At 63.9% G+C, this 21394-nt stretch carries 20 protein-coding genes; 12 read left to right on the top strand and 8 right to left on the bottom strand.

What is annotated here, in order from left to right:
• The first annotated feature begins 65 nt into the window (after nucleotides 1-65).
• The gene (locus ACP15R_RS01980) at nucleotides 66-1193 is read left to right on the top strand and encodes an aminotransferase class V-fold PLP-dependent enzyme (protein ID WP_424984688.1); all 1128 of its coding nucleotides are present in this window, start codon (nucleotides 66-68) and stop codon (nucleotides 1191-1193) included.
• 17 nt (nucleotides 1194-1210) lie between these two features.
• Here ACP15R_RS01980 and ACP15R_RS01975 read toward each other — a convergent pair whose 3' ends face one another.
• Nucleotides 1211-2407 (bottom strand): UbiH/UbiF family hydroxylase, encoded by a 1197-nt coding sequence (locus ACP15R_RS01975; protein ID WP_424984687.1) that lies wholly within the window; start codon nucleotides 2405-2407, stop codon nucleotides 1211-1213.
• Nucleotides 2408-2497: 90 nt separating this feature from the next.
• Nucleotides 2498-3142, bottom strand: coding sequence for a pyrimidine 5'-nucleotidase (locus ACP15R_RS01970; RefSeq protein ID WP_424984686.1), 645 nt, complete (start codon nucleotides 3140-3142; stop codon nucleotides 2498-2500).
• 101 nt (nucleotides 3143-3243) lie between these two features.
• Here ACP15R_RS01970 and ACP15R_RS01965 point away from each other — a divergent pair, with 101 nt between their 5' ends.
• The gene (locus ACP15R_RS01965) at nucleotides 3244-3897 is read left to right on the top strand and encodes a GntR family transcriptional regulator (protein ID WP_424984685.1); all 654 of its coding nucleotides are present in this window, start codon (nucleotides 3244-3246) and stop codon (nucleotides 3895-3897) included.
• 20 nt (nucleotides 3898-3917) lie between these two features.
• On the opposite strand, the gene ACP15R_RS01960 is transcribed toward ACP15R_RS01965, so the two are convergent.
• Entirely contained in the window at nucleotides 3918-5807 is a 1890-nt protein-coding gene (locus ACP15R_RS01960; protein WP_424984684.1) for a glycosyltransferase family 2 protein, read from the bottom strand.
• Between the two features lie 112 nt (nucleotides 5808-5919).
• Nucleotides 5920-7080, bottom strand: a complete 1161-nt coding sequence (gene carA, locus ACP15R_RS01955) for a glutamine-hydrolyzing carbamoyl-phosphate synthase small subunit (RefSeq protein WP_424984683.1) — start codon at nucleotides 7078-7080, stop codon at nucleotides 5920-5922.
• A gap of 184 nt (nucleotides 7081-7264) precedes the next feature.
• Here carA and ACP15R_RS01950 point away from each other — a divergent pair, with 184 nt between their 5' ends.
• The gene (locus ACP15R_RS01950) at nucleotides 7265-7729 is read left to right on the top strand and encodes a GatB/YqeY domain-containing protein (RefSeq protein ID WP_424984682.1); all 465 of its coding nucleotides are present in this window, start codon (nucleotides 7265-7267) and stop codon (nucleotides 7727-7729) included.
• A gap of 108 nt (nucleotides 7730-7837) precedes the next feature.
• On the opposite strand, the gene ACP15R_RS01945 is transcribed toward ACP15R_RS01950, so the two are convergent.
• From ACP15R_RS01945 to ctaD, 3 genes are all read right to left on the bottom strand, one after another.
• On the bottom strand, nucleotides 7838-8347 hold the full coding sequence (locus tag ACP15R_RS01945) for a DUF2244 domain-containing protein (RefSeq protein WP_424984681.1): 510 nt from the start codon (nucleotides 8345-8347) through the stop codon (nucleotides 7838-7840).
• A 57-nt stretch (nucleotides 8348-8404) separates the two neighbouring features.
• Nucleotides 8405-9127, bottom strand: coding sequence for an STAS/SEC14 domain-containing protein (locus ACP15R_RS01940; protein ID WP_424984680.1), 723 nt, complete (start codon nucleotides 9125-9127; stop codon nucleotides 8405-8407).
• 157 nt (nucleotides 9128-9284) lie between these two features.
• The gene (gene ctaD / locus ACP15R_RS01935) at nucleotides 9285-10958 is read right to left on the bottom strand and encodes a cytochrome c oxidase subunit I (RefSeq protein WP_424984679.1); all 1674 of its coding nucleotides are present in this window, start codon (nucleotides 10956-10958) and stop codon (nucleotides 9285-9287) included.
• A gap of 325 nt (nucleotides 10959-11283) precedes the next feature.
• On the opposite strand from ctaD, the gene ACP15R_RS01930 reads away from it, so the two are divergent.
• Nucleotides 11284-11703 (top strand): HIT family protein, encoded by a 420-nt coding sequence (locus ACP15R_RS01930; RefSeq protein WP_424984678.1) that lies wholly within the window; start codon nucleotides 11284-11286, stop codon nucleotides 11701-11703.
• 139 nt (nucleotides 11704-11842) lie between these two features.
• Here the strand turns inward: ACP15R_RS01930 and ACP15R_RS01925 are convergent, their stop codons facing one another.
• On the bottom strand, nucleotides 11843-13024 hold the full coding sequence (locus ACP15R_RS01925) for an NAD(P)/FAD-dependent oxidoreductase (RefSeq protein WP_424984677.1): 1182 nt from the start codon (nucleotides 13022-13024) through the stop codon (nucleotides 11843-11845).
• A gap of 127 nt (nucleotides 13025-13151) precedes the next feature.
• Between ACP15R_RS01925 and ftsW the strand changes: the two genes are divergently transcribed.
• From ftsW to ftsA, 8 genes are all read left to right on the top strand, one after another.
• A complete protein-coding gene (ftsW, locus tag ACP15R_RS01920; RefSeq protein WP_424984676.1) occupies nucleotides 13152-14318 on the top strand; it encodes a putative lipid II flippase FtsW in 1167 nt (388 codons plus the stop codon).
• Nucleotides 14315-15409 carry a UDP-N-acetylglucosamine--N-acetylmuramyl-(pentapeptide) pyrophosphoryl-undecaprenol N-acetylglucosamine transferase gene (locus ACP15R_RS01915; protein WP_424984675.1) on the top strand — a complete coding sequence of 365 codons (1095 nt, stop codon included), beginning with the start codon at nucleotides 14315-14317 and terminating at the stop codon, nucleotides 15407-15409. The genes ftsW and ACP15R_RS01915 overlap by 4 nt, the downstream gene beginning before the upstream one ends.
• Nucleotides 15410-15434: 25 nt before the next feature.
• A complete protein-coding gene (murC, locus tag ACP15R_RS01910) occupies nucleotides 15435-16832 on the top strand; it encodes a UDP-N-acetylmuramate--L-alanine ligase (RefSeq protein ID WP_424984674.1) in 1398 nt (465 codons plus the stop codon).
• Nucleotides 16833-16981: 149 nt separating this feature from the next.
• Nucleotides 16982-17245 (top strand): DUF2484 family protein, encoded by a 264-nt coding sequence (locus ACP15R_RS01905; RefSeq protein WP_424984673.1) that lies wholly within the window; start codon nucleotides 16982-16984, stop codon nucleotides 17243-17245.
• Nucleotides 17238-18170, top strand: coding sequence for a UDP-N-acetylmuramate dehydrogenase (gene murB, locus ACP15R_RS01900; protein WP_424984672.1), 933 nt, complete (start codon nucleotides 17238-17240; stop codon nucleotides 18168-18170). The genes ACP15R_RS01905 and murB overlap by 8 nt, the downstream gene beginning before the upstream one ends.
• A 171-nt stretch (nucleotides 18171-18341) precedes the next feature.
• The gene (locus ACP15R_RS01895) at nucleotides 18342-19193 is read left to right on the top strand and encodes a D-alanine--D-alanine ligase (protein ID WP_424984671.1); all 852 of its coding nucleotides are present in this window, start codon (nucleotides 18342-18344) and stop codon (nucleotides 19191-19193) included.
• A complete protein-coding gene (locus ACP15R_RS01890; RefSeq protein ID WP_424984670.1) occupies nucleotides 19181-20053 on the top strand; it encodes a cell division protein FtsQ/DivIB in 873 nt (290 codons plus the stop codon). Before ACP15R_RS01895 ends, ACP15R_RS01890 begins: the two co-directional genes overlap by 13 nt.
• A gap of 3 nt (nucleotides 20054-20056) precedes the next feature.
• Complete coding sequence (gene ftsA / locus ACP15R_RS01885) at nucleotides 20057-21391, top strand: cell division protein FtsA (protein ID WP_424984669.1); 1335 nt, start codon at nucleotides 20057-20059, stop codon at nucleotides 21389-21391.
• Nucleotides 21392-21394 lie beyond the last annotated feature (3 nt).

Here is a 21394-nt window from a genome sequence, read left to right as displayed (position 1 = left end):
AATCGCGGTTTGCCAACCCGTCTTGCGCGGGCTAAGGAAAGGCGCGTATTTCCACGGAGGACCCCATGCCCGCGCTGCTCGATACCGTTGATCCCCAAGGACTTCAGGAATTTTCCGTCGTCTTCACCGATCGCTCGCTCAACCATATGTCCGCCGTGTTCCAGAAGGTGATGCGCGACATTTCCGAGATGCTGAAAGAGGTCTATGGTGCCGATGCGGTGGCCATCATTCCCGGTGGCGGCACCTATGGGATGGAGGCCGTGGCCCGCCAATTCGCGCGCGACGCCAAGGTTCTGGTGGTGCGCAACGGCTGGTTCTCCTATCGCTGGAGCCAGATTTTCGAAACCGGCGGCCTGACCGCGCAGACCAGCGTGATGAAGGCCCGTCAGACCGCGAATGCCAGCCCGTCGCCCTTTGCCCCCGCCCCGATCGACGAGGTGGTGGCCGAGATCCGGGCCTCGCGCCCGGACGTGGTCTTTGCCCCGCATGTGGAAACCGCCGCCGGCGTGATCCTGCCCGATGACTATGTCACCGCGATGGCCGCCGCCGCGCATGAGGTTGGCGCGTTGATGGTGCTCGACTGTATCGCCTCGGGCTGTGCCTGGGTGGACATGAAGGCCACCGGGGTCGACGTGCTGATTTCCGCGCCGCAAAAGGGCTGGAGCGCCTCGCCCTGTGCCGGGCTGGTGATGATGTCGCAGCGGGCCGAGGCGCGTCTGGCCGAAACCAGCTCGGACAGCTTTGCAATCGATCTGGGCAAATGGCGGCAGATCATGGTGGCCTATGAAAACGGTGGCCACGCCTATCATGCCACCATGCCGACCGACGCGCTGCGCGATTTCCGCGACACGATGCAGGAAACCCGCGACTACGGGTTCGAGCGTCTGCGTGACGCGCAGTGGGCGCTTGGCAATGGCGTGCGGGCGATGCTTGGGAGCAAGGGCGTGGTTTCGGTTGCCGCCGATGGCTTTGGCGCGCCGGGTGTCGTGGTCAGCTATACCAGCGATCCGGAGATCCAGAACGGCAAGAAATTCGCCGCGCTCGGGATGCAGATCGCCGCTGGTGTGCCGCTGCAATGTGATGAACCCGCCGATTTCAGCACCTTCCGGCTGGGCCTCTTTGGCCTCGACAAGCTGTATGACGTTGAGGGCACTATCGCACGCCTTGAAACGGCGCTTGATCAGGTTCTGTAACGGGCGCCAATCGGTGCCTACCTGACACCCAACCCCATCTGCATCAGGGTGCGGCGCACCGGGGGCAGCGAATAGAGCGCATTCAACCCCGCTGCGCGCGCGTCGCGCAGCGGCCGGGCCTGAACCATCGATGCGCGGTTGAGCAGGTCGATCCCCTGCGCGCGCAGGCTGACATCGCGGAACCGGGCCGCGTGATAGGCGTCGAGCATCGCGGCATCGCCCAGCCCGTCCGGACGCGCCAGCGCAAGCTCCAGCAGACAGCGCAGGTCGGCAAGCGACATGTTCAGCCCCTGCGCGCCAATCGGCGGCACCACATGTGCCGCCTCGGCCATCAGGGCAAGCCGTTCCCCGGACATGCGCTCGGCCTTTTGATTGATGATCGGCCAGATCGTGCGCCGCGAGGCCAGGTGCAGCGAACCAAAGAGACCGCAGGAACGTTCGGTCATCGCGGCTTCGAACGCGGATGTTTCCAGGTCAAAGAGCGCGGCGGCACGAGGCCCCTGTTCCATCCAGACCACGGCGGACGAGGGCTGTCCCTGGTAATCGGGCAGGGGCACCAGGGTAAACGGGCCGCCGGTGCGGTGGATTTCGGTCGACACATTGTCGTGGGGCACCGCATGGGTGACGGCAAATGCCAGCGCCTTCTGTCCATAGCGGATGGTTTGCACGCCGATCCCGGCGGCCTCGCGCATGGCGGATCCGCGCCCGTCGGCGGCGATCACCATCCGTGTCTTGATCCGGCTGCCATCGATCAGGCCCACGCGGGCTTCGGCCTGTCGGGTGAACAGGCTGGCGGTGCCGGTGCCGGGGCGAAAATCCACAGTCGGCAGGTGGTCGAGCCGGGCCACCAGCTCGCGCCGCAACAGCCAGTTGGGCAGGTTCCAGCCAAAGGGTTGTTCGGACACGTCCGCGGCATTGAAATCGCGCACGATACGCGGTTCGGGCTGCGCGCCGCCGGCATCGACGATGCGCATGGTGCGCAGCGGCGCGGCGTGCGGGGCAAGACGTTCCCACAGACCGCAAGGCTCAAGCAGGCCGCGCGCCGGTTGCAGGATCGCGGTGGTGCGAAGGTCGGAACCTTCGGCATCGCGATTGGTGATCGGCGGGGCGGGATCGACACAGATCACGTCAAAGCCCGCATGGCCGAACACCACCGCCGCGGTCAGCCCGGCAACCCCGCCGCCGGAAATCAGAATGTCACAGGTCTCGGCCATCGGATCAGCCCTCTTGGTTTGCGCAACCTATGTCGGGAAACCGCCGGGGACCAAGCGACACGCTGTCCCGGAGAAGCGAGCGGCAACATGTTAGATCACCGTTTTCAGGAATGCGCTCAGGTTGTCGGTATGGTGGTGGATATGGTCGGCGGCAAACCGGTCCGGAGCCACATGAACGGTACGCATCCCCATGTCATGCGGGGCGGCGAGGTTGCGGTGGTCATCCTCGAACATCGCCGCGCGCCGCGGATCGGTGCGGTCCTGGGCAAAGATGGTCTCAAAGGCTTGCCGCTCGGGTTTCGGCAGGAAACCCGCATGCTCGATCCCATAGACCGCATCAAACAGCCCGGAGAGGCCGCGCGCGCCCAGAACCCGTTCGGCATAGGGGGCACAGCCATTGGTATAAACGATGCGCCGTCCCGGAAGGTCAGTGATCAGGGCGCGCAGCTCGGGGTCGGCTTCGAGATGATCCAGCGAAATGTCGTGTACATCGGTCAGGTAGGGGCCGGGATCGACATCGTGCTCGCGCATCAGCCCGGCCAGCGTGGTTCCGTATTGTTGCCAGTATTGCCGACGCAGCAAATCAGCCTGCCCGCGCTCAACACCAAGCGCATCCATCACGAATTGGGTCATGCGCAGCTCGATCTGATCGAACAGGCGGGCCTGTGGCGGATAGAGGGTGTTGTCGAGATCGAACACCCAGGTGGTGACATGAGAGAACGCGGCTTTGACCATATGCGTGACCTAGGGCACGGCGGCGCACAAATCAACGGCGGGGTTGATTGCATGTCGTTCCGGCCTGTAGACATGACGGACCCAAGGCCGGAAAGGACGGGATGACCCAGATCAAACAACCGCAGACCGATGCCTATAGCCTGATCCTCGAAGCCATTGACGTGGGGGTCTACAAGCCTGGCGACCGGCTGGTGGAGAGCGACCTTGCGGAACGGTTCGGCGTGTCCCGGACCCCGATCCGCGAGGCCTTGCAGCGCCTGGAAACCCAGTCGTTGCTGGAGCGGGACGGGCGGTCGCTGATCGTGGCCTCGCTCAATCACAACCAGATGGCCGAGCTGTATGTCGTCCGGCGCGAGCTTGAGGGGCTTGCGGCGCGGCTTGCGGCGCAACATGCCACCGCGGAAGAGATCGCGGTTCTGCGGGCGATGGTTTCCGCCGATGATGCATTGGTCAACGACCCGGCGGCGCTGGCCCGGGCCAACCGGCGGTTCCACAAGCAGATCCACCTGGCCTCGCATAATCGCTACCTGGTGCAGCAACTCGACCTCGTGCATCGCACCATGGCGTTGATGGCGACAACCTCGCTGGCGGCGCAGGGGCGGGGGCAGATCGCGCAAAGCGAACATGATGGCATCGTCAGCGCCATCGAAGCGCGCGACGAGGCGCAGGCCGAGGCCGCGTTGAAAGAGCATATTTCGGTGGCCTTCATGACGCGGCTGAAACAGGATGCAGACGCCCGCGAGCGCACGGACTAGCGGCTGCTCCGGCGTAAAAGCTAATCGGTGCCGAGTTCCGAAGCGGCATGGCCGTGCTGGGTCTTGTCCCAGTAATAGGGGCGCAGGATCAACTCGTAGAGCGCCTTGTAGGCGGCAATCGCGGCCAGCGGGAAATAGAAGGGCATCGTCGGCACCCATCGCAGCAGAAAGCGTCGTTCGGGTGCCATGACGGCGGTGACACCAATGCCAAGCACCAGCAGCTCCGCACAAACAAACAGCGCGGTGATCATCGTTGCCGTCGATGTCGAAACCAGCGTGTGAACCGGGTGCTGCCACCCCAGCAACACCAGCCAGAACGACCAGAGCACCGGGGCCAGCAGGAACTGGCAGAGCGTGCCGACGAAAAACGCCTGAAGGCTGAGAAACCGCGCCAGACCGAGATCAACGAGCAACTGGCGGGGGCGGCGCATATGGACCAGGTAGGTGACCATGAACCCCTTGAGCCAGCGGGACCGCTGCTTGATCCAGGGCCAGGGACGGCAATTCGCCTCTTCGAACGTAACCGTCGGTATCAATTCGGTACGATACCCCGCTCGGCACAGGCGCACGCCCAGATCGGCATCCTCGGTCACGTTATGAGCGTCCCAGCCGCCAAGTTCCTCGAGCTTGTCCCGCCGGAAGAACAGGGTCGTCCCGCCCAGCGGAATCACCAGCCCCAGCCGCGCGATCCCCGGCAATACCACCCGGAACCAGCTAGCGTATTCGATGGTAAAGCACCGCGCCAGCCAATTGGTGCGCGGATTGTAATAGTCAAGAATGCCCTGGAGGCAGACCACGTCGTCAGGGGCGTCGGCAAATCGCGCTGCGACGGTTTCAAGCTGGTCGGGCATCGGCGCGTCCTCGGCGTCCCAGACACCGATGATCTCGCCCCGGCAGAAGTCCAGCGCATAGTTCATGGCGCGGGGCTTGGTGGTCAGACCCTCATGCGCCGGAACGCTGATGACCCGCATCCAAGCGGGCAGCTGGGTCTGGGCCAGGGTCTGGCGGGTGACATCGTCATGTTCCTCAAGCACCAGAACCACATCCAGCAACGCCTTGGGATAGGTCAGTTTTTCCAGGCGACGGATCAATGCACCGGCAATCTCCTTTTCGCGAAACAACGGCACGAGTACCGAGATCTTGGGGCGACGGGGCCGGGGGCGAAGGGCAATGGGCGAATCGGCAACAAACGGCGCGGGCCGCTGCCCCGCGAGATAGGCGGCAAAGGCGATCAGCTTGAGCCCCGCGAACATCACCAGCGTCGCAATGGCCAGGATGCTGAGCGCCGCCAGCACTGACACCGGCGCGATGACCAGCGGTATCGCCAGCAGAAACAGCACAAGCGGCAGCGTCACGGGATGGCGCGATTGCCAGGTGCGGCAACTGTACTGCGCCGCGACCCGCGCACCGGCGGCCTTGGCCATGGGCAGGGTAAACCTCTCGGCGATCGAGGCTTCGATCTGGGCGCCGCTGGCCAGGATCGGCAGGACGCCGGCATAGACATCGCCAAGCGCGTCACGCACCGCGTCAAATCGATCCGGACGATCCGTGGCAATCAGAACGGTGCCATCTTCCCGCCGCCACGGGATCACCCGATGCCGCAGCCAGAAGCCGTGGGACATCCTGTGGCACAGGTCCTCGTCCGGGGGCTCCTGTGTGAGGTCCACCTCGCGGATCTGGTGTTGCTGCGCAAGCGCGTCGCGAATATCGGCGGGGCTGGCCCAGCCTTCGGAGACCAGAATTTCGCCAAGCGGCGCGCCAAGGGTCAGTTGCAGGTGCAACGCGCGCACCAGCTGACCCGGGGTGATGGAGCCGCTTTCGACAAGGTGCCGACCCAGCGGCAAACGACTGCGCACCGGCTCGATCAGCGCGGGCCGGGAGGTCAGTAATCGCAGGTTTTGTGTATTCATCCCCGTTGTCCGACCTGCAGTTGAAGTCGGACGTCACCGTGGCGCGGTGCGAGTTAACAACAGATTAAGTTGCTGGTATTTATCGAAAATACGCGGGACTTTGGCCGCGGTATCAGCCCTTTTGCACGCTCATCGCCTCGGCAAAGCGCTCGAACAGATAGAAACTGTCCTGTGGGCCCGGCGAGGCTTCGGGGTGATATTGCACCGAATAGACCGGACGTTCGGTCATCCGGATACCACAGTTGGAGCCATCGAAAAGCGACCGGTGGGTTTCGACAATACCGTCGGGAAGCGTTTGGGCATCGACGGCAAACCCATGATTCATCGAGGTAATTTCAACCTTGCCGGACTCCATGTCCTTGACCGGGTGATTGGCCCCGTGATGGCCGTGGTTCATCTTGACGGTCTTGGCCCCAAGCGCCAGTGCCAGCATCTGGTGACCCAGGCAGATGCCGAATACCGGGATATCGGTCTTGTCCAGCACGTCGCGGATCATCGGCACCGCATAGCTGCCGGTGGCGGCGGGGTCGCCGGGACCGTTGGACAGGAACAAGCCGTCGGGTTGATGGGCCAGAACCTCTTCGGAAGTTGCGGTCGCGGGCAGCACCGTCACATCGCAGCCGGCACTTGCGAGACAACGCAGGATGTTGCGCTTGGCTCCGTAATCGATGGCGACAACCTTGTGTTTCGGTGCCTCTTGCGGGGCATAGCCCTCGGGCCAGGCCCACCGCATCTCATTCCACCGATAGGATTGCGCACAGGTGACTTCCTTGGCGAGATCCATGCCCTCAAGGCCGGCAAACCCGCGCGCCGCGGCGACGAGCGCTTCGAGATCAAACACGCCATCGGGGTCATGTGCCAGCGCCACATGGGGGGCGCCCTGCTGGCGGATCGCGCGGGTCAGGCGGCGGGTATCGACACCGCCAATGGCGATGCGGCCACGCCGCGTCAGCCACTCCTGCAAACGCTCGGTGGCGCGCCAGTTGCTCGGCGCGGTCGGATCCCATTTCACCACCATGCCCGAGGCAACCGGGTCGCTGGTTTCATCATCTTCGGGGTTCACCCCGACATTGCCGATATGCGGGAAGGTAAAGGTGACGATCTGGCCCGCATAGGACGGATCGGTCATGATTTCCTGATAGCCGGTCATCGCGGTGTTGAAACACAGCTCGGCGGTTGTCTGCCCGGTGGCACCGAAGCCGGTTCCGTAGAACACGGTTCCATCCGCAAGTGCCAGGCAGGCGGTGGGCTTTGGCAGGGCGGATTTGGCCATGGCGCGACTCTCCTAAAGGCTAAATTCACGGATACCTATGCGGCGCACGGGTACAGGTCAAGCCCGGTCACAATTTGGGACATTGTTTGTTATCAAGGAGTTACGTTGCGACCGCATGGTTGTATCGCGCTTTTTACTTCTGTAGTGTCGGTGTTTCGAACTCCATGGGGATGGAACAAGCGATATGAATATGCGAACGCGGGTGAATGATGCCCTCAAACAGGCAATGCGAGACAAGGCCACGATGCGCTTGTCGACCTTGCGATTGATCTGTGCGGCGATCAAGGATCAGGACATTGCAGCGCGTGGCGAAGGGCCGGAAAGCGGTGTCGGTGACGCCGATGTGCTGGCGATCCTGAGCAAGATGACCAAGCAGAGACAGGAAAGCGCGCGCGCCTATGAAGAGGGCGGGCGCATCGATCTTGCCGAAAGAGAACGGCAGGAGATTGAAATCATTGAAGAGTTCTTGCCCAAACAGCTGGGCGAGGACGAGATCGCCAAGGCGGTACGGTCGGCGGTGGAATCGACCGGCGCAACCTCGATCCGCGACATGGGCAAGGTGATGGCCGAGCTCAAGGGGCGCTATACCGGGCAGATGGATTTCGGCAAGGTCGGGCCATTGGTCAAGGACCGGCTCTGCGCGGGCTGAACTCCGGGCCTTGTATGTCCCTTGTCCGGGCCGGGTCAGGCGGTGACACTGAATTGCAAACGATCGCGCGGCTCCATGTGATTCGCGCGATTTCTGTGTGCGCCGGCGTCAGGGCCGCAATGCGCGACTCAATTCGTCGAACAGGGCGATGCGCTCGTCCTCTGATAGGAACGCGCCAATCTCGACCTCTCGCCCGCCCCCCTTGAGCGTCACGTAATGCGGCACCGGGCCGTCGGAATCGTGCATCTGGGTGGTGGCCCAATAGCGATTGCATTGCCATTCCTGTACCGGACTCCGTGGGTTGTGGCGGATCAGCCGGGCGTGGCTGTCGGTCAGGGTCAGGACTTCGAGAACCTGCGCGTCGCGGTGGTTGCGCTCAAGTGCGTACCAAAGCCCGGCGATGGCCAGCATCAGGAAGGGCAGCAAACCCCAGAGCAGCACGCTTCCCAATACCGGCAGCAGCGGCAGCAGGATCAACAGGAACGTGGCAAGGATGAATCCTGCAAACCCTTTGGGGGGCAGTGATTCATGCGGCCAGAGCCGAAGCTCGCGGGTGGTGGCATCGATATGTGACCAGCTATAGGGCATCGCGGCGTTCGACTTGGCAATTCGTCGCATGGTAACGTGCATGGCGCGGCGGGTGAATGCCGATTTCAACTGAACCGGCAAGGGCGGCTAGGCAAGCCAGGCACACGCCGCGTCGCGGTCGGGGCTGTCAAAATACCGGCTCTCGGCGGCAATGAAATGACGCATCAGGTTCTGCGCCAGCTTCTGCCATGCCGCATCGCCCAAAACGGCCACCCGCGTGGGAATGTGGTGGTGCTGCCGGACCAGCTTCAGGTGATCGCCAAGGGCGGCCAGCCCGAGCCAGCCATCGAAACCGGTCAGGTCGAGCAAGAGTTTGAACCGCCCGTGATCGCGGATATAGGCGTCCATATCGTCATTGGCCCGCGCATAGGCGGCGCTGTCCAGCTTGCCCAGCAATTGAACCTGCAGGATGCCATTGCCGAGGTCGCGCATGTGCAGGCTGCCCAGAGATTCGGTGAGCCAGCGCCGGGCGTCGTCAAGCTCTTGGTGGTCAAAGGTTTCGACGGCACCGGGCAGGGCAAAGCCCATGAACTGTACCATGTTTTCAACCCAGTCCAGATCGGTGACAACGGCGATCCGCTCAAAGCCGGACCAGTGGCGCAACCCAAGCCTGGCATCCGCCCAGGCGGCCTTGGCGGTGAACCCGGAAAAATCTGGCCCCACCTGCAACAGCAACCGAAGGCGATTTCCGCTAGCGGCGGCCTCGTCCATCGCCGGGGTGAGCGTGCCGGCATAATCCTCGGCGGTCAGTGTATCGGATATCCGGATTTCCAGAACACCCTGCGCGGTAAGGGGAGAGACGGTGATCATCGGGAACCTCCGTTGCTGTGCATGTTCAAGAGTTAGGCCGGGATCGGCAGTCTCGCAAGACGTTCGGCGGAACCTTGCGGTCCGGTCCAGGGATCGCGAGAGGCTAACGAAAAAGGCCCCGGATAACCGGGGCCTTCGTCAATCTCGTGTCGCGGGATCAGTGGGCGTGGCCCTTGTCCCAGTCTTCCTGCTTGGGCAGGATTTCGAACGTATGTTCCGGCGGCGGGCTGGGCAGGGTCCATTCCAGCGTATCCGCGTATTCGTTCCACGGGTTGTTTTCGGTGACCTTGGCACCGCGGGTCAGCGTGTACCAGATGATGCCGAAGAACAGCAGGAACGAGGCGAAGGACAGGAAGGCACCAAGGCTCGACCACCAGTTCCAGTAGGCAAATGCCTCGGGATAGTCGATATAGCGGCGCGGCATGCCCTGACGGCCCAGGAAGTGCTGCGGGAAGAAGGTCAGGTTGGCCCCGATGAACATCATCCAGAAGTGAATCTTGCCAAGGGTTTCGGGGTACATGCGGCCGGTCATCTTGGGCAGGTAGAAATAGATACCCGCAAAGATGGTAAAGACCGCGCCGAGGCTCATCACGTAGTGGAAGTGCGCAACGACGTAGTAGGTATCGTGGTAATAACGGTCCACGGCGGCCTGCGACAGCACGATCCCGGTAACGCCACCGATGGTGAACAGGAACAGGAAGCCAAAGGCCCAGAGCATCGGTGTCTTGAACTCGATCGAGCCGCTCCACATGGTGGCGATCCAGCTGAACACCTTGACGCCAGTGGGCACCGCGATGGTCATCGTCGCCAGCATGAAATAGGCCTGCTGGTTCAGGGTCATGCCGACCGTGTACATGTGGTGCGCCCACACGACAAAGCCGAGGAAACCAATGGCGATCAGCGCCCAGACCATCGGCAGGTAGCCAAAGATCGGCTTGCGCGCAAAGGTGCCGATGATGTGGCTGATCAGGCCGAAACCGGGCAGGATCACGATGTACACTTCCGGGTGGCCAAAGAACCACAGGATGTGCTGGTAGAGGATCGGATCGCCACCGCCGGCCGGGTCAAAGAAGGTAAAGCCGAAGTTGCGGTCCATCAGCAGCATGGTGATCGCACCCGCCAGAACCGGCAGCGAGAGCAGGATCAGCCACGCGGTGACAAAGATCGACCAGGCGAACAGCGGCACCTTGAACAGGGTCATGCCGGGGGCACGCATGTTCAGGAAGGTGGTGATCATGTTGATCGCCCCGAGGATCGACGAGGCACCGGAGACGTGTACCGCGAAGATCGCGAAATCCATCGACATGCCGCCTTCGTTGACCGAGAGCGGCGGGTAGAGCACCCAGCCCACACCGGACCCGGCCTGGTCATTGCCGCCTGGGGCCAGTACCGAGCAGACCGCCAGGGTGGTGCCAAAGACATAGAGCCAGAAGGACAGGTTGTTCATGCGCGGGAATGCCATATCGGGCGCGCCGATCTGCAAGGGCATGAAATAGTTGCCAAACCCGCCAAAAAGCGCGGGGATCACGACAAAGAACATCATCAGGATGCCGTGGCCGGTGATCAGCACGTTCCAGAGATGCCCGTTCGGAGTGCAGGGCGTCGACGAATCCGCGAAGAGCCGCGCGCCTTCCATGCACATGTGCTGAACGCCGGGTTCCATCAGTTCGATCCGCATGTACACGGTGAACGCGACAGAGATCAAACCGGCGAGTGCGGACACGATCAGGTAGAGAATCCCGATGTCCTTGTGGTTGGTGGACATGAACCAGCGCGTGAAGAAACTGCGCTCGTCCGCGTGCTCGTGACCATGAATGGCTGCGTCGGCCATTTGGCGCCTCCTGTAACATATGAACACGCGCGGAAGTCTGGCGCGTGCGTATTTCCAGTGAGGTTTTAGAATGACTACAGAAGGGCTTCAATGGTGGAGTTTGATTTGGGTCAAGATAAATTGCCGCGCCCCCCTTGTTTTGCGCGACGACATGGCGGGGCGGGGCGGGGCCGGTACGAGGGGCGGGGCCGGCATGAGGGGCGGGCCGGTACGGGTTTGGGTTGACCTCCGCGGGATCGCTTCGCACAAAGCCCCGAGCGGATTGAAGCGAGCGGGTTGGAACGTGCGGGTTGAACCGTGCGGGTTGAAACAGGAGAGCGGGCCGATGACCTATGATGACGACAACATCTTTGCAAAGATCCTGCGGGGCGAGATTCCGTCGATGCGGGTTCATGAAGATGAGGACACTCTGGTGTTCATGGACATCATGCCGCGCGCGGATGGTCATTGCCTGGTCATTCCCAAAACGCCGTGCCGCAACATCCTTGATGCCGACGAGGCACAGCTGGCGGCGGTGATGCGGACGGTGCAGAAACTGGCGCGCGCGGTGATGACGGCGTTTGACGCGACCGGGGTGACGATACAGCAGTTCAACGAGGCGGATGGCGGACAAGAAGTGTTCCACCTGCATTTCCACGTCTTGCCGCGCCATGCGGATGTCGGCCTGCGCCCGCCGGGCAAGATGGGGGATATGGACGCGATCCAGGCCCATGCCGACAGGATTCGCGCAGCCCTTGCCGGCTAGGGCACCGCACTGGCCGGACGTGTGCAACCGGCTTTGACGCGTCGCGCTTTGGCGCTTGTGAAATCAACAGGTTGCAAGACGCCTATTCGCTGAGCAACACGTCGCGAAACCTTCGCCACCTGATGTTTCGGCTTGATGGTCAGCGATGGGTGGCGATGGCGGTGCCGGCGGCGTGGCCCGAGGACCAGGCCCACTGGAAATTATAGCCGCCGAGCCAGCCTGTGACATCAACCGCTTCGCCGATCGCATACAGGCCGGGTACCGATTGTGCCTGCATGGTTTTCGAGGACAGGGCGGCGGTGTCGATGCCGCCCAGGGTAACTTCGGCGGTGCGGTAACCTTCGCTGCCACCGGGGGTGAGGCGCCAGTCGGAAAGCGCGGCGACCAGGGCATCCAGCGCCTTGTCCGACTGGTCGGCGAGGCGTTCGGACAGGTTCAGCCGCGTGGAGAGATGTTGCACCAGCCGCGCGGGAAGGTGGCGCGACAGTTCCGTGCCCAGCTGCCGGCGACCTTCACGCTGCCGCTGGTTGCGCAGGATGTCCCGCAGCGCGAGATCCGGGGCCAGGTTCACGGTGATGTCCTCGCCTTCGCGCCAATAGGACGAGAGTTGCAGAACCGCCGGGCCGGAGAGGCCGCGATGGGTAAAGAGCAGCGCTTCGTCAAAGCTGGCGTGCTGGTTGGACAGGCGCGCGGCGAGGGAAACCCCGGAGAGATCGGAGAACCGCCCGTCCGGAAAGGTCAGGGGAACGAGGGCCGGGCGGGTCTCGGTGACCGGCAGGTCGAATTGCGCGGCGATATCATAGGCTAGGCCGGTGGCCCCCATCTTGGGGATCGATTTGCCGCCGGTGGCCAAAACGAGGGTCTTGCAGCCCACTTCCCGCCGGGTGCCTTCGCGATCCAGCGACAGCGCGAACCCGGTTTCGGTCTTGCGCAGGTCACGGAGCGCGGTTTGCAGCCAGAGGGTAGCGCCGGCACGGTCGAGTTCGGCCATCAGCATGGCGATGATCTGCCTGGCGGAACCGTCGCAGAACAATTGGCCCAGCGTCTTTTCATGCCACGCGATGTCGTGCCGTTGCACAAGGTCGAGAAAGTCCCACTGGGTATAGCGCGCCAGGGCGGATTTGGCGAAATGCGGGTTCCGCGAGAGGAAATTCCCGGGCCCGGCATGCAGGTTGGTGAAATTGCAGCGCCCGCCGCCGGAAATACGGATCTTTTCGCCCGGCGCGCGGGCGTGGTCGATGAGCAGCACGTTGGGGCCCGCATGGGCGGCGCACATCAGGCCGGCCGCGCCAGCCCCCAGAATGACGGTTTCAAATTCCATGCCCGCCGGTTGGCGCGGATTGCCGCCAAAGGCAAGAGGAAGAGACTGGCCTGACGTTGGTTTTTGCTGTAGCCTCGCGGCACAGACCCCGCAAAGGGGCGTAACGAGGCAGAAACGGCGGTAATCCATGACCGAGATGGTGTATGGCGCGGTCCCCGAGCGGGCCGGTGATCCTATTCTTCCAAAATGGTGGCGGACCATAGACAAGTGGTCGATGTCCTGCGTGCTGATCCTGTTCGTGATCGGCCTGCTGCTGGGGCTTGCGGCCTCGCCACCGCTGGCGGCGCGCAACGGGTTCGAGCCGTTCCACTATGTCAGCCGGCAGGCCGTGTTCGGCAGCCTTGCGCTGGTTGCGATGCTGCTGACGTCTATGATGTCGCCCACCCTCGTGCGGCGGCTGGCGGTGCTGGGCTTTCTCGCGGCCTTTGTCGGGCTGGCATTGCTGCCCTTTCTGGGCACCGATTTCGGCAAGGGAGCGGTGCGGTGGTACAGCCTTGGCTTTGCCAGCGTTCAACCGTCCGAATTTCTCAAGCCCGGCTTTGTCGTCGTCGGGGCCTGGATGCTCGCCGCGAGCCAGCAGATCAACGGGCCGCCGGGCACGACCTGGTCCTTTGCGCTTTGTGTCGCGATCGTCCTGATGCTGGCCTTGCAGCCGGATTTCGGCCAGGCCTGTCTGGTGCTGTTCGGCTGGGGCGTGATGTATTTCGTGGCCGGCGCGCCCATGGTGCTGTTGGTCGGCATGGCCGGTCTGGTCATCCTGGGGGGCACGTTGGCCTATTCCAATTCCGAGCATTTCGCCCGTCGCATCGACGGGTTCCTGAACCCGGATGTGGACCCGACAACCCAGCTTGGCTATGCCACCAACGCGATCCGCGAAGGCGGCCTGTTCGGCGTGGGCGTGGGCGAGGGCCAGGTGAAATGGTCGCTGCCCGATGCGCATACGGATTTCATCGTCGCCGTGGCTGCCGAGGAATACGGTCTGGTGCTCGTGCTGATCATCATCGCGCTTTATGCGGGCATCGTGGTGCGTTCGCTGCTGCGCCTGATGCGCGAGCGTGATCCGTTCATCCGGCTGGCGGGCACCGGGCTCGCCTGTACCTTTGGCGTACAGGCAATGATCAACATGGGGGTGGCCGTGCGGTTGCTGCCGGCCAAGGGAATGACGCTGCCCTTTGTGAGCTATGGCGGTTCGTCGCTGATCGCGGGGGGGATTGCGGTCGGCATGTTGCTGGCCTTTACCCGCACCCGGCCACAGGGGGAATTCGCCGATCTGCTGCGGGGGCGCGGCAGATGAGACAGCCGCTCCTGATGATGGCGGCGGGGGGCACCGGCGGGCACATGTTCCCGGCGCAGGCACTGGCCGAGGCGATGTTACAGCGCGGCTGGCGGGTCAGGCTGTCGACCGATGCGCGGGGCGCGCGGTACACTGGCGGTTTCCCGCATTCAACCGAGATCACCCAAGTCAACAGCGCCACGTTTGCCCGTGGAGGTCTCGCCGCCAAGGCGATGGTTGCCCCGCGGATCGCGTCGGGCGTGATGGGGGCGATGTTGCAGATGCGCCGCGACCGCCCGGATGTGGTGGTGGGGTTCGGCGGCTACCCGTCGATCCCGGCGCTTGGCGCGGCGGTGCTGCTCAAGCTGCCGCGCATGATTCATGAACAGAACGGTGTTCTGGGGCGCGTCAACCAGCTGTTTTCGACCCGCGTGGCCTGTGTCGGCTGTGGAGTCTGGCCCACCGAATTGCCCGAGGGCGCAGATGGGATCCACGTGGGCAACCCGGTGCGGGCGGCGGTGCTCGACAGGGCGGGGGCGTCATATATTCCGCCGGGGGATTACCCCATGTCGCTGCTGGTGATGGGCGGCAGCCAGGGCGCGCGCATTCTTTCTGATGTGGTGCCCGATGCAATTGTCGCGCTGCCCGATGCGGTTCGCCGGCACCTGCGCGTCAGCCACCAGGCCCGTCCCGAGGATATCGACCGGGTGACGGCACGCTATGCGGCCAATGGCATCGACGCTGATGTGCAGCCGTTCTTTCAGGACGTGCCCCGCCGGATGAGCGAGGCGCAACTGGTGATCAGCCGGGCGGGGGCGTCGTCGATCGCCGATCTGACGGTGATCGGGCGGCCCTCGATCCTGATCCCGTTTGCCGCGGCGGCGGGCGATCACCAGACCGCCAATGCCCGAGGTCTGGTCGAGGCGGGGGCAGCGATCATGATCCCCGAGCGCGCCCTTGCGGTGCAGAGCCTGGCCGAGCAGATGGCGGCGATCCTGGAGAATCCGGGCGCGGCGATGCAGATGTGCCGTGCCGCCCTGGGCGCGGGTGCGCCGGACGCGACAGAGCGTCTTGTTGCGCTGGTCAGCGAATTGGCACAAAGGACAGAGTGAACTCATGATGGATGGAAGCCCGGTTATGAACGCAGCGACCAAACTCCCCCTCGACATCGGGCCGATTCATTTTGTCGGCATCGGCGGTATCGGCATGTCGGGCATTGCAGAGGTGCTGCTGAACCATGGCTATCGGGTGCAGGGCTCGGACCTGAAGGCGTCCAAGATCACCGACCGGCTGGCCGGGCTCGGGGCCGAGATCAGCATCGGGCAAAGGGCGGAAAACCTTGGCGCGGCCGAGGTGGTGGTGATTTCCTCGGCGATCAAGCCGGGCAATGCCGAACTGGACGAAGCCCGCAAGCGCGGCCTGCCGGTGGTACGCCGGGCCGAGATGCTGGCCGAGTTGATGCGCCTGAAATCCAACATCGCCATTGCCGGCACCCATGGCAAGACAACCACCACCACGATGATGGCCGAGTTGATGGTCGCCGGGCATTTCGACCCGACGGTGATCAATGGCGGCATCATCCATGCCTACGGATCGAACGCCCGGATGGGGCAGGGCGAATGGATGGTGGTCGAGGCGGATGAAAGCGACGGCACCTTCAACCGGCTGCCCGCAACCATTGCGATTGTCACCAATATCGACCCCGAGCATATGGAGCATTGGGGCGACTTCCAGACACTGCGCGACGGGTTCCTCGAATTCGTTTCCAACATTCCGTTCTATGGCGTCGCGGTGTGCTGTACCGACCATCCCGAGGTTCAGGCGCTGGTGGGGCGCATCACTGACCGCCGCGTGGTGACTTACGGGTTCAACACCCAGGCCGACGTGCGGGCGGTGAACCTGACCTACAAGGCGGGCGTGGCGCATTTCGACATCCAGCTTCAGGGCGAGGACAAGGTGATTTCGGGCTGCACCTTGCCGATGCCCGGCGATCATAACGTGTCAAACGCACTCTCGGCGGTTGCGGTGGCCCGCCATCTGGGGATGAAGGCCGACGAGATCCGTGCCGCGCTCGCGGCTTTTGGCGGCGTCAATCGCCGCTTTACCAAGGTGGGCGAGGTGGATGGCGTGACCATCATCGACGATTATGGCCATCACCCGGTGGAGATCACCGCCGTGCTCAAGGCCGCGCGCCAGGCCACCGAGGGACGCGTCATCGCCGTGCATCAGCCGCACCGCTACAGCCGCCTGCATGATCTGTTCGAAGATTTCTGCGGCTGTTTCAACGATGCGGACGTGGTGGCGATCGCCGAGGTATTCGCCGCCGGAGAAGAGCCGATCGAAGGCGCCAGCCGCGATGACCTGGTTGCGGGGCTGATCCGGCATGGCCACCGCCATGCGCGGGCGTTGATCTCGGAAGAGGATCTGGAGCGGCTGGTCCGCGAACAGGCGCGCGCCGGAGACATGGTGGTCTGTCTCGGGGCAGGCACGATCAGCGCCTGGGCGAACAACCTGCCAGACCGCCTGCGCGGGTGACCCCGCGCGGACCTGCGGCTTTTGCATGGCATTTGCCGCAATGCGGGATTGCCTTTGGGGATGCGGGCTGCAATAGCGTGCCCCTGTTCCGTCGCGAGACCCGGCTGCCGGGGCGGGCGGCAATCGGTGATGCCACTGAGGACCTGAAAATGCCATTGTCCCTGATTCTCGCGGCGCTCTGGGCGCTGGTCGCCAATGTGCTTGCGCTGCTGCCCAGTCGCGACAACCACTGGCGGCGGGCTTATGGGCTGATTGCGGCGGGCATCCCGATCCTGGGGTTTGTCACCTATGAAAACGGGCCGTGGATCGGCCTGGCGGTGCTGGTGGCGGGCATGTCCGTGCTGCGCTGGCCGGTGATCTACCTGAGCCGCTGGGCCCGGCGCAAATCGCTGGGGGTGCGCGACCATGGGTGATCCGGGCAAGGCGCCGGTGCGCGGGCGGCTGACGGCGGGCCGTTCACTTGCCGAACTGACATGGCTGCGGGTCGGGGGTCCGGCGGACTGGCTGTTCCAGCCTGCCGATCCCGACGATCTGTCGGCCTTCCTGGCCTGGCTCGCCCCGGACATCGCGGTGTTTCCCATGGGCGTCGGGTCGAATCTGATCGTGCGCGATGGCGGCATTCGCGCGGTGGTGATCCGGCTGGGGCGGGGGTTCAACCAGATCGAGATCAGCGGCGAGACCGTGACCGCGGGCGCTGCTGCGCTTGACGCCCATGTGGCGCGCAAGGCCGCCGATGCGGGGCTGGACCTGACCTTTCTGCGCACCATTCCGGGCAGCATTGGCGGCGCGGTGCGGATGAATGCCGGCTGCTATGGCAGCTATATGGCCGACCACCTGGTCTCGGCGCGGGCGGTGTTACGCGACGGCACGATCGCGACGCTGACGCCGGAGGATCTCAAACCGCGATACCGGCAGACCGATCTGCCCGATGGTGCGGTACTGATCGACGCGACATTGCGGGCAGATGCCGGGGACGCCGGCGAATTGCACGCCCGCATGGCGGCGCAGCTGCAAAAACGCGACGAAACCCAGCCAACCAAAGATCGCAGCGCGGGATCGACCTTTCGCAATCCTGCCGGGTTTTCGAGCACCGGGCGGGCCGATGACGTGCATGATCTCAAGGCGTGGAAGGTTATCGACAATGCCGGGATGCGCGGCGCGCGGCGCGGCGGTGCGCAGATGAGCGAAAAACACTCGAATTTCCTGATCAACGCCGAGGGGGCCAGCGCCGCCGACCTGGAAGGATTGGGCGAAGAGGTGCGAAAAAAGGTTTACGATTCAAGCGGGATCACGCTAGAGTGGGAAATCATGCGGGTCGGCGAACCTGCGGAAAACTGAAGGCCCCGAACACATCCGCACAGGCAAAAAAAAGGGTGTGACATAATCGGGTGAAATGAAAAACACCGGCCGCAAAAGGCACGGGAAATCGAGGCGCTAGTCGTGGGTCAGTCGAGCAGGACACCCCGGACAGTTGCGGTATTGATGGGCGGACCCTCGGCAGAGCGCGAGGTGTCCCTGTCGACTGGGCGTGAATGCGCAGCCGCTCTGCGGGACGAAGGATTTGAAGTAACAGAGCTGGACGCGGGTCCGGATCTGTGTGACCGGCTGGGTGCGCTGTCTCCCGATGTCGTGTTCAACGCGCTGCATGGGCGTTGGGGCGAAGACGGCTGCGTGCAGGGGCTGCTGGAATGGCTGGGCCAGCCCTATACGCATTCCGGCGTGCTGGCCTCGGCGCTGGCGATGGACAAGCAGCGCAGCAAGGAGTGTTTTCGCGCCGCCGGTCTGCCCGTTGTCGAGAGCCTGATCTGTTCCCGCGACGAAGTGCGGTCGCGTCACGTGATGGCACCGCCCTACGTGGTCAAGCCCAACAACGAAGGCTCATCGGTCGGGGTATATCTGGTGCATGAAGAGGCCAATGGCCCGCCGCGGCTGTCGGATGACATGCCCGCGCAGGTGATGGTCGAGACCTTCGCGCCGGGGCGCGAGTTGACCACCACTGTGATGGGCGACCGGCCACTGACCGTGACCGACATCCTGACCGATGGCTGGTATGATTACGATGCCAAGTACAAGCCCGGCGGCTCGCGCCACGTGGTGCCGGCCGAGATTCCCTCCGGGATTTTCGATCTGTGCATGGAATATGCCCTGCGCGCCCATGACGCGCTTGGCTGCAAGGGGATCAGCCGCACCGATTTCCGCTGGGACGAAGCGCGCGGGGCGGCGGGGCTGATCCTGCTGGAGACCAACACCCAGCCGGGCATGACCCCGACATCCCTCAGCCCCGAACAGGCCGAGGCCGCCGGCATCGGCTTTGGGGCCCTGTGCCGTTGGCTGGTCGAGGACGCGTCATGCAACCGGTAACGCCCGCCCCCCGCGACCCCGCGCCGTCGCGCATGCGCTATCGCATGCAGCGCTGGATGCTGACGCCCGGCATCCGCACCGCGCTGCGCATCGGTGTGCCGCTGGTGGTCGTGCTGGGTGCCGCTGGCGGGTTTCTGGCCGATCAGGAACGGCGCGACGCGCTCATGCTCAAATTCAGCGAACTGCGCGCCAGCATCGAGGAACGTCCCGAGTTCATGGTCGGCCTGATGGCCATCGACGGGGCCTCGCCCGGCCTGTCGGATGACATCCGCGAGGCCGTGCCGCTGGATTTTCCGGTCAGTTCCTTTGATCTCGACCTTGAGCAAATCCGCACCGAGATTGCCGGGCTCGATCCGGTCAGGAATGCCAGCGTGCGCATTCGTCCGGGCGGGGTGCTGCAGGTCGATGTGATCGCGCGCAAGCCGGCGGTGATCTGGCGCACCCGGAACGGCGTTGAACTGCTGGACCGGACGGGCGCGCATATCGATCTGATCGGCAGCCGGCTTGAATATCCCGACCTCGCGGTGATCGCGGGCGAGGGGGCGGATGCGGTGGTGCCCGAGGCGCTGGCGCTGATTGATGCCGCCGAACCGCTGGGGGATCGCCTGCGGGGGCTGGTTCGGGTGGGCGAACGCCGATGGGACGTGGTGCTGGACCGCGATCAACGCATCCTGTTGCCGCCGGACCGTCCGGTGCGGGCGCTGGAGCGGGTGATTGCCCTGAGCCAAGCACAGGACATGCTCGAGCGGGATGTGGCGGTGGTCGATCTGCGGCTTGAATCGCGGCCGACCCTCAGAATGACATCGGACGCCGTCGAAAACTGGTGGCGAATTCGGGAAATAAACGGAAGCGGGCAGTAACCAATGGCAGATTTCTACCACACACAGCGGGCAATGCGGCAAATGCGGCGGCAGGCGTTGCAACGTGGCGTGATCGCGATCCTGGACGTGGGAAGCTCCAAGACCGCTTGCCTGGTGCTGCGCTTTGACGGGGCTGAACAACTGAGCGAGGACAACTCGATCGGTTCGCTGGCGGGGCAGTCGGCGTTTCGCGTGATCGGTGCCGCGACGACCCGCGCGCGCGGGGTGCAGTTTGGCGAGATCACCGCGATGCAGGAAACCGAGCGGGCGATCCGCACGGCGGTGCAGGCGGCACAGAAGATGGCGGATATCCGGGTCGATCATGTCATTGCCTGTTTCTCGGGGGCAAGCCCGCGCTCCTATGGGCTTGATGCGCAGATCGAACTCGAAGGGCAGGTCGTGACCGAGGCCGAAGTAGCCCGCGTGCTGGCCGCCTGTGACGTGCCGGAATACGGCTCCGGTCGCGAGGTACTGCATGCGCAACCGGTCAATTTCGCGCTGGATCACCGTTCGGGGCTGATTGACCCGCGTGGGCAGTTGGGGCAATCGCTATCGGTGGATATGCATATGCTGACCGTGGATGCGGACGCGGTGCAGAACCTGGTTCATTGTGTCAAACGCTGTGATCTGGAACTCGCCGGTATTGCCAGTTCTGCCTATGCCAGCGGCATTTCGGCGTTGGTCGAGGACGAGCAGGAGCTTGGCGCGGCCTGTGTCGACATGGGTGGCGGCTCGACCGGGGTTTCCATATTTATGAAGAAGCACATGATATATGCCGACAGCGTCCGCATGGGCGGCGATCATGTCACCTCCGACATCTCCATGGGGCTGGGCATCCCGGCGAGCAATGCCGAACGCATCAAGACCTTTTACGGCGGGGTGCACGCAACCGGCATGGATGACCGCGAACTGATCGATATCGGCGGGGACACGGGCGATTATGAACATGACCGCCGCACCGTCAGCCGTGCCGAGCTGATCGGCATCATGCGTCCGCGTGTCGAGGAAATCCTCGAAGAGGTCCGTGTGCGTCTGGACGCTGCGGGGTTCGAGCATTTGCCCAGCCAGCAGATCGTGCTGACCGGTGGCGGAAGCCAGATACCCGGCCTTGACGGGCTGGCCAGCCGCATTCTGGGCCAGCAGGTGCGCCTGGGTCGTCCACTGCGGGTGCACGGGCTGCCGCAGGCGGCCACCGGCCCCGGTTTTGCCAGCGCCGTAGGGCTCGCCCTGTTCGCGGCGCACCCTCAGGACGAATGGTGGGATTTCGAAATTCCCGTGGATCGCTATCCGGCGCGGTCGTTTCGCCGCGCCGTGAAGTGGTTCCGGGACAATTGGTGACCG

Source organism: Microbulbifer sp. S227A, from assembly GCF_049800935.1.
The sequence above is the reverse complement of the archived record's forward strand: the minus strand, read 5'-3'. Positions and strand labels throughout refer to the sequence as shown.

Coding starts and splice junctions, on each gene's coding strand:
- ftsW (WP_424984676.1), top strand. CDS start 13,152: ATGACCGAGATGGTGTATGGCGCGGTCCCCGAGCGGGCCGGTGATCCT.
- ctaD (WP_424984679.1), bottom strand. CDS start 10,958: ATGGCCGACGCAGCCATTCATGGTCACGAGCACGCGGACGAGCGCAGT.
- ACP15R_RS01890 (WP_424984670.1), top strand. CDS start 19,181: ATGCAACCGGTAACGCCCGCCCCCCGCGACCCCGCGCCGTCGCGCATG.
- murB (WP_424984672.1), top strand. CDS start 17,238: ATGGGTGATCCGGGCAAGGCGCCGGTGCGCGGGCGGCTGACGGCGGGC.
- ACP15R_RS01915 (WP_424984675.1), top strand. CDS start 14,315: ATGAGACAGCCGCTCCTGATGATGGCGGCGGGGGGCACCGGCGGGCAC.
- murC (WP_424984674.1), top strand. CDS start 15,435: ATGAACGCAGCGACCAAACTCCCCCTCGACATCGGGCCGATTCATTTT.
- ACP15R_RS01975 (WP_424984687.1), bottom strand. CDS start 2,407: ATGGCCGAGACCTGTGACATTCTGATTTCCGGCGGCGGGGTTGCCGGG.
- ACP15R_RS01905 (WP_424984673.1), top strand. CDS start 16,982: ATGCCATTGTCCCTGATTCTCGCGGCGCTCTGGGCGCTGGTCGCCAAT.
- ACP15R_RS01980 (WP_424984688.1), top strand. CDS start 66: ATGCCCGCGCTGCTCGATACCGTTGATCCCCAAGGACTTCAGGAATTT.
- ACP15R_RS01970 (WP_424984686.1), bottom strand. CDS start 3,142: ATGGTCAAAGCCGCGTTCTCTCATGTCACCACCTGGGTGTTCGATCTC.
- ACP15R_RS01965 (WP_424984685.1), top strand. CDS start 3,244: ATGACCCAGATCAAACAACCGCAGACCGATGCCTATAGCCTGATCCTC.
- ACP15R_RS01960 (WP_424984684.1), bottom strand. CDS start 5,807: ATGAATACACAAAACCTGCGATTACTGACCTCCCGGCCCGCGCTGATC.
- ftsA (WP_424984669.1), top strand. CDS start 20,057: ATGGCAGATTTCTACCACACACAGCGGGCAATGCGGCAAATGCGGCGG.
- carA (WP_424984683.1), bottom strand. CDS start 7,080: ATGGCCAAATCCGCCCTGCCAAAGCCCACCGCCTGCCTGGCACTTGCG.
- ACP15R_RS01945 (WP_424984681.1), bottom strand. CDS start 8,347: ATGCGACGAATTGCCAAGTCGAACGCCGCGATGCCCTATAGCTGGTCA.
- ACP15R_RS01950 (WP_424984682.1), top strand. CDS start 7,265: ATGAATATGCGAACGCGGGTGAATGATGCCCTCAAACAGGCAATGCGA.
- ACP15R_RS01940 (WP_424984680.1), bottom strand. CDS start 9,127: ATGATCACCGTCTCTCCCCTTACCGCGCAGGGTGTTCTGGAAATCCGG.
- ACP15R_RS01930 (WP_424984678.1), top strand. CDS start 11,284: ATGACCTATGATGACGACAACATCTTTGCAAAGATCCTGCGGGGCGAG.
- ACP15R_RS01925 (WP_424984677.1), bottom strand. CDS start 13,024: ATGGAATTTGAAACCGTCATTCTGGGGGCTGGCGCGGCCGGCCTGATG.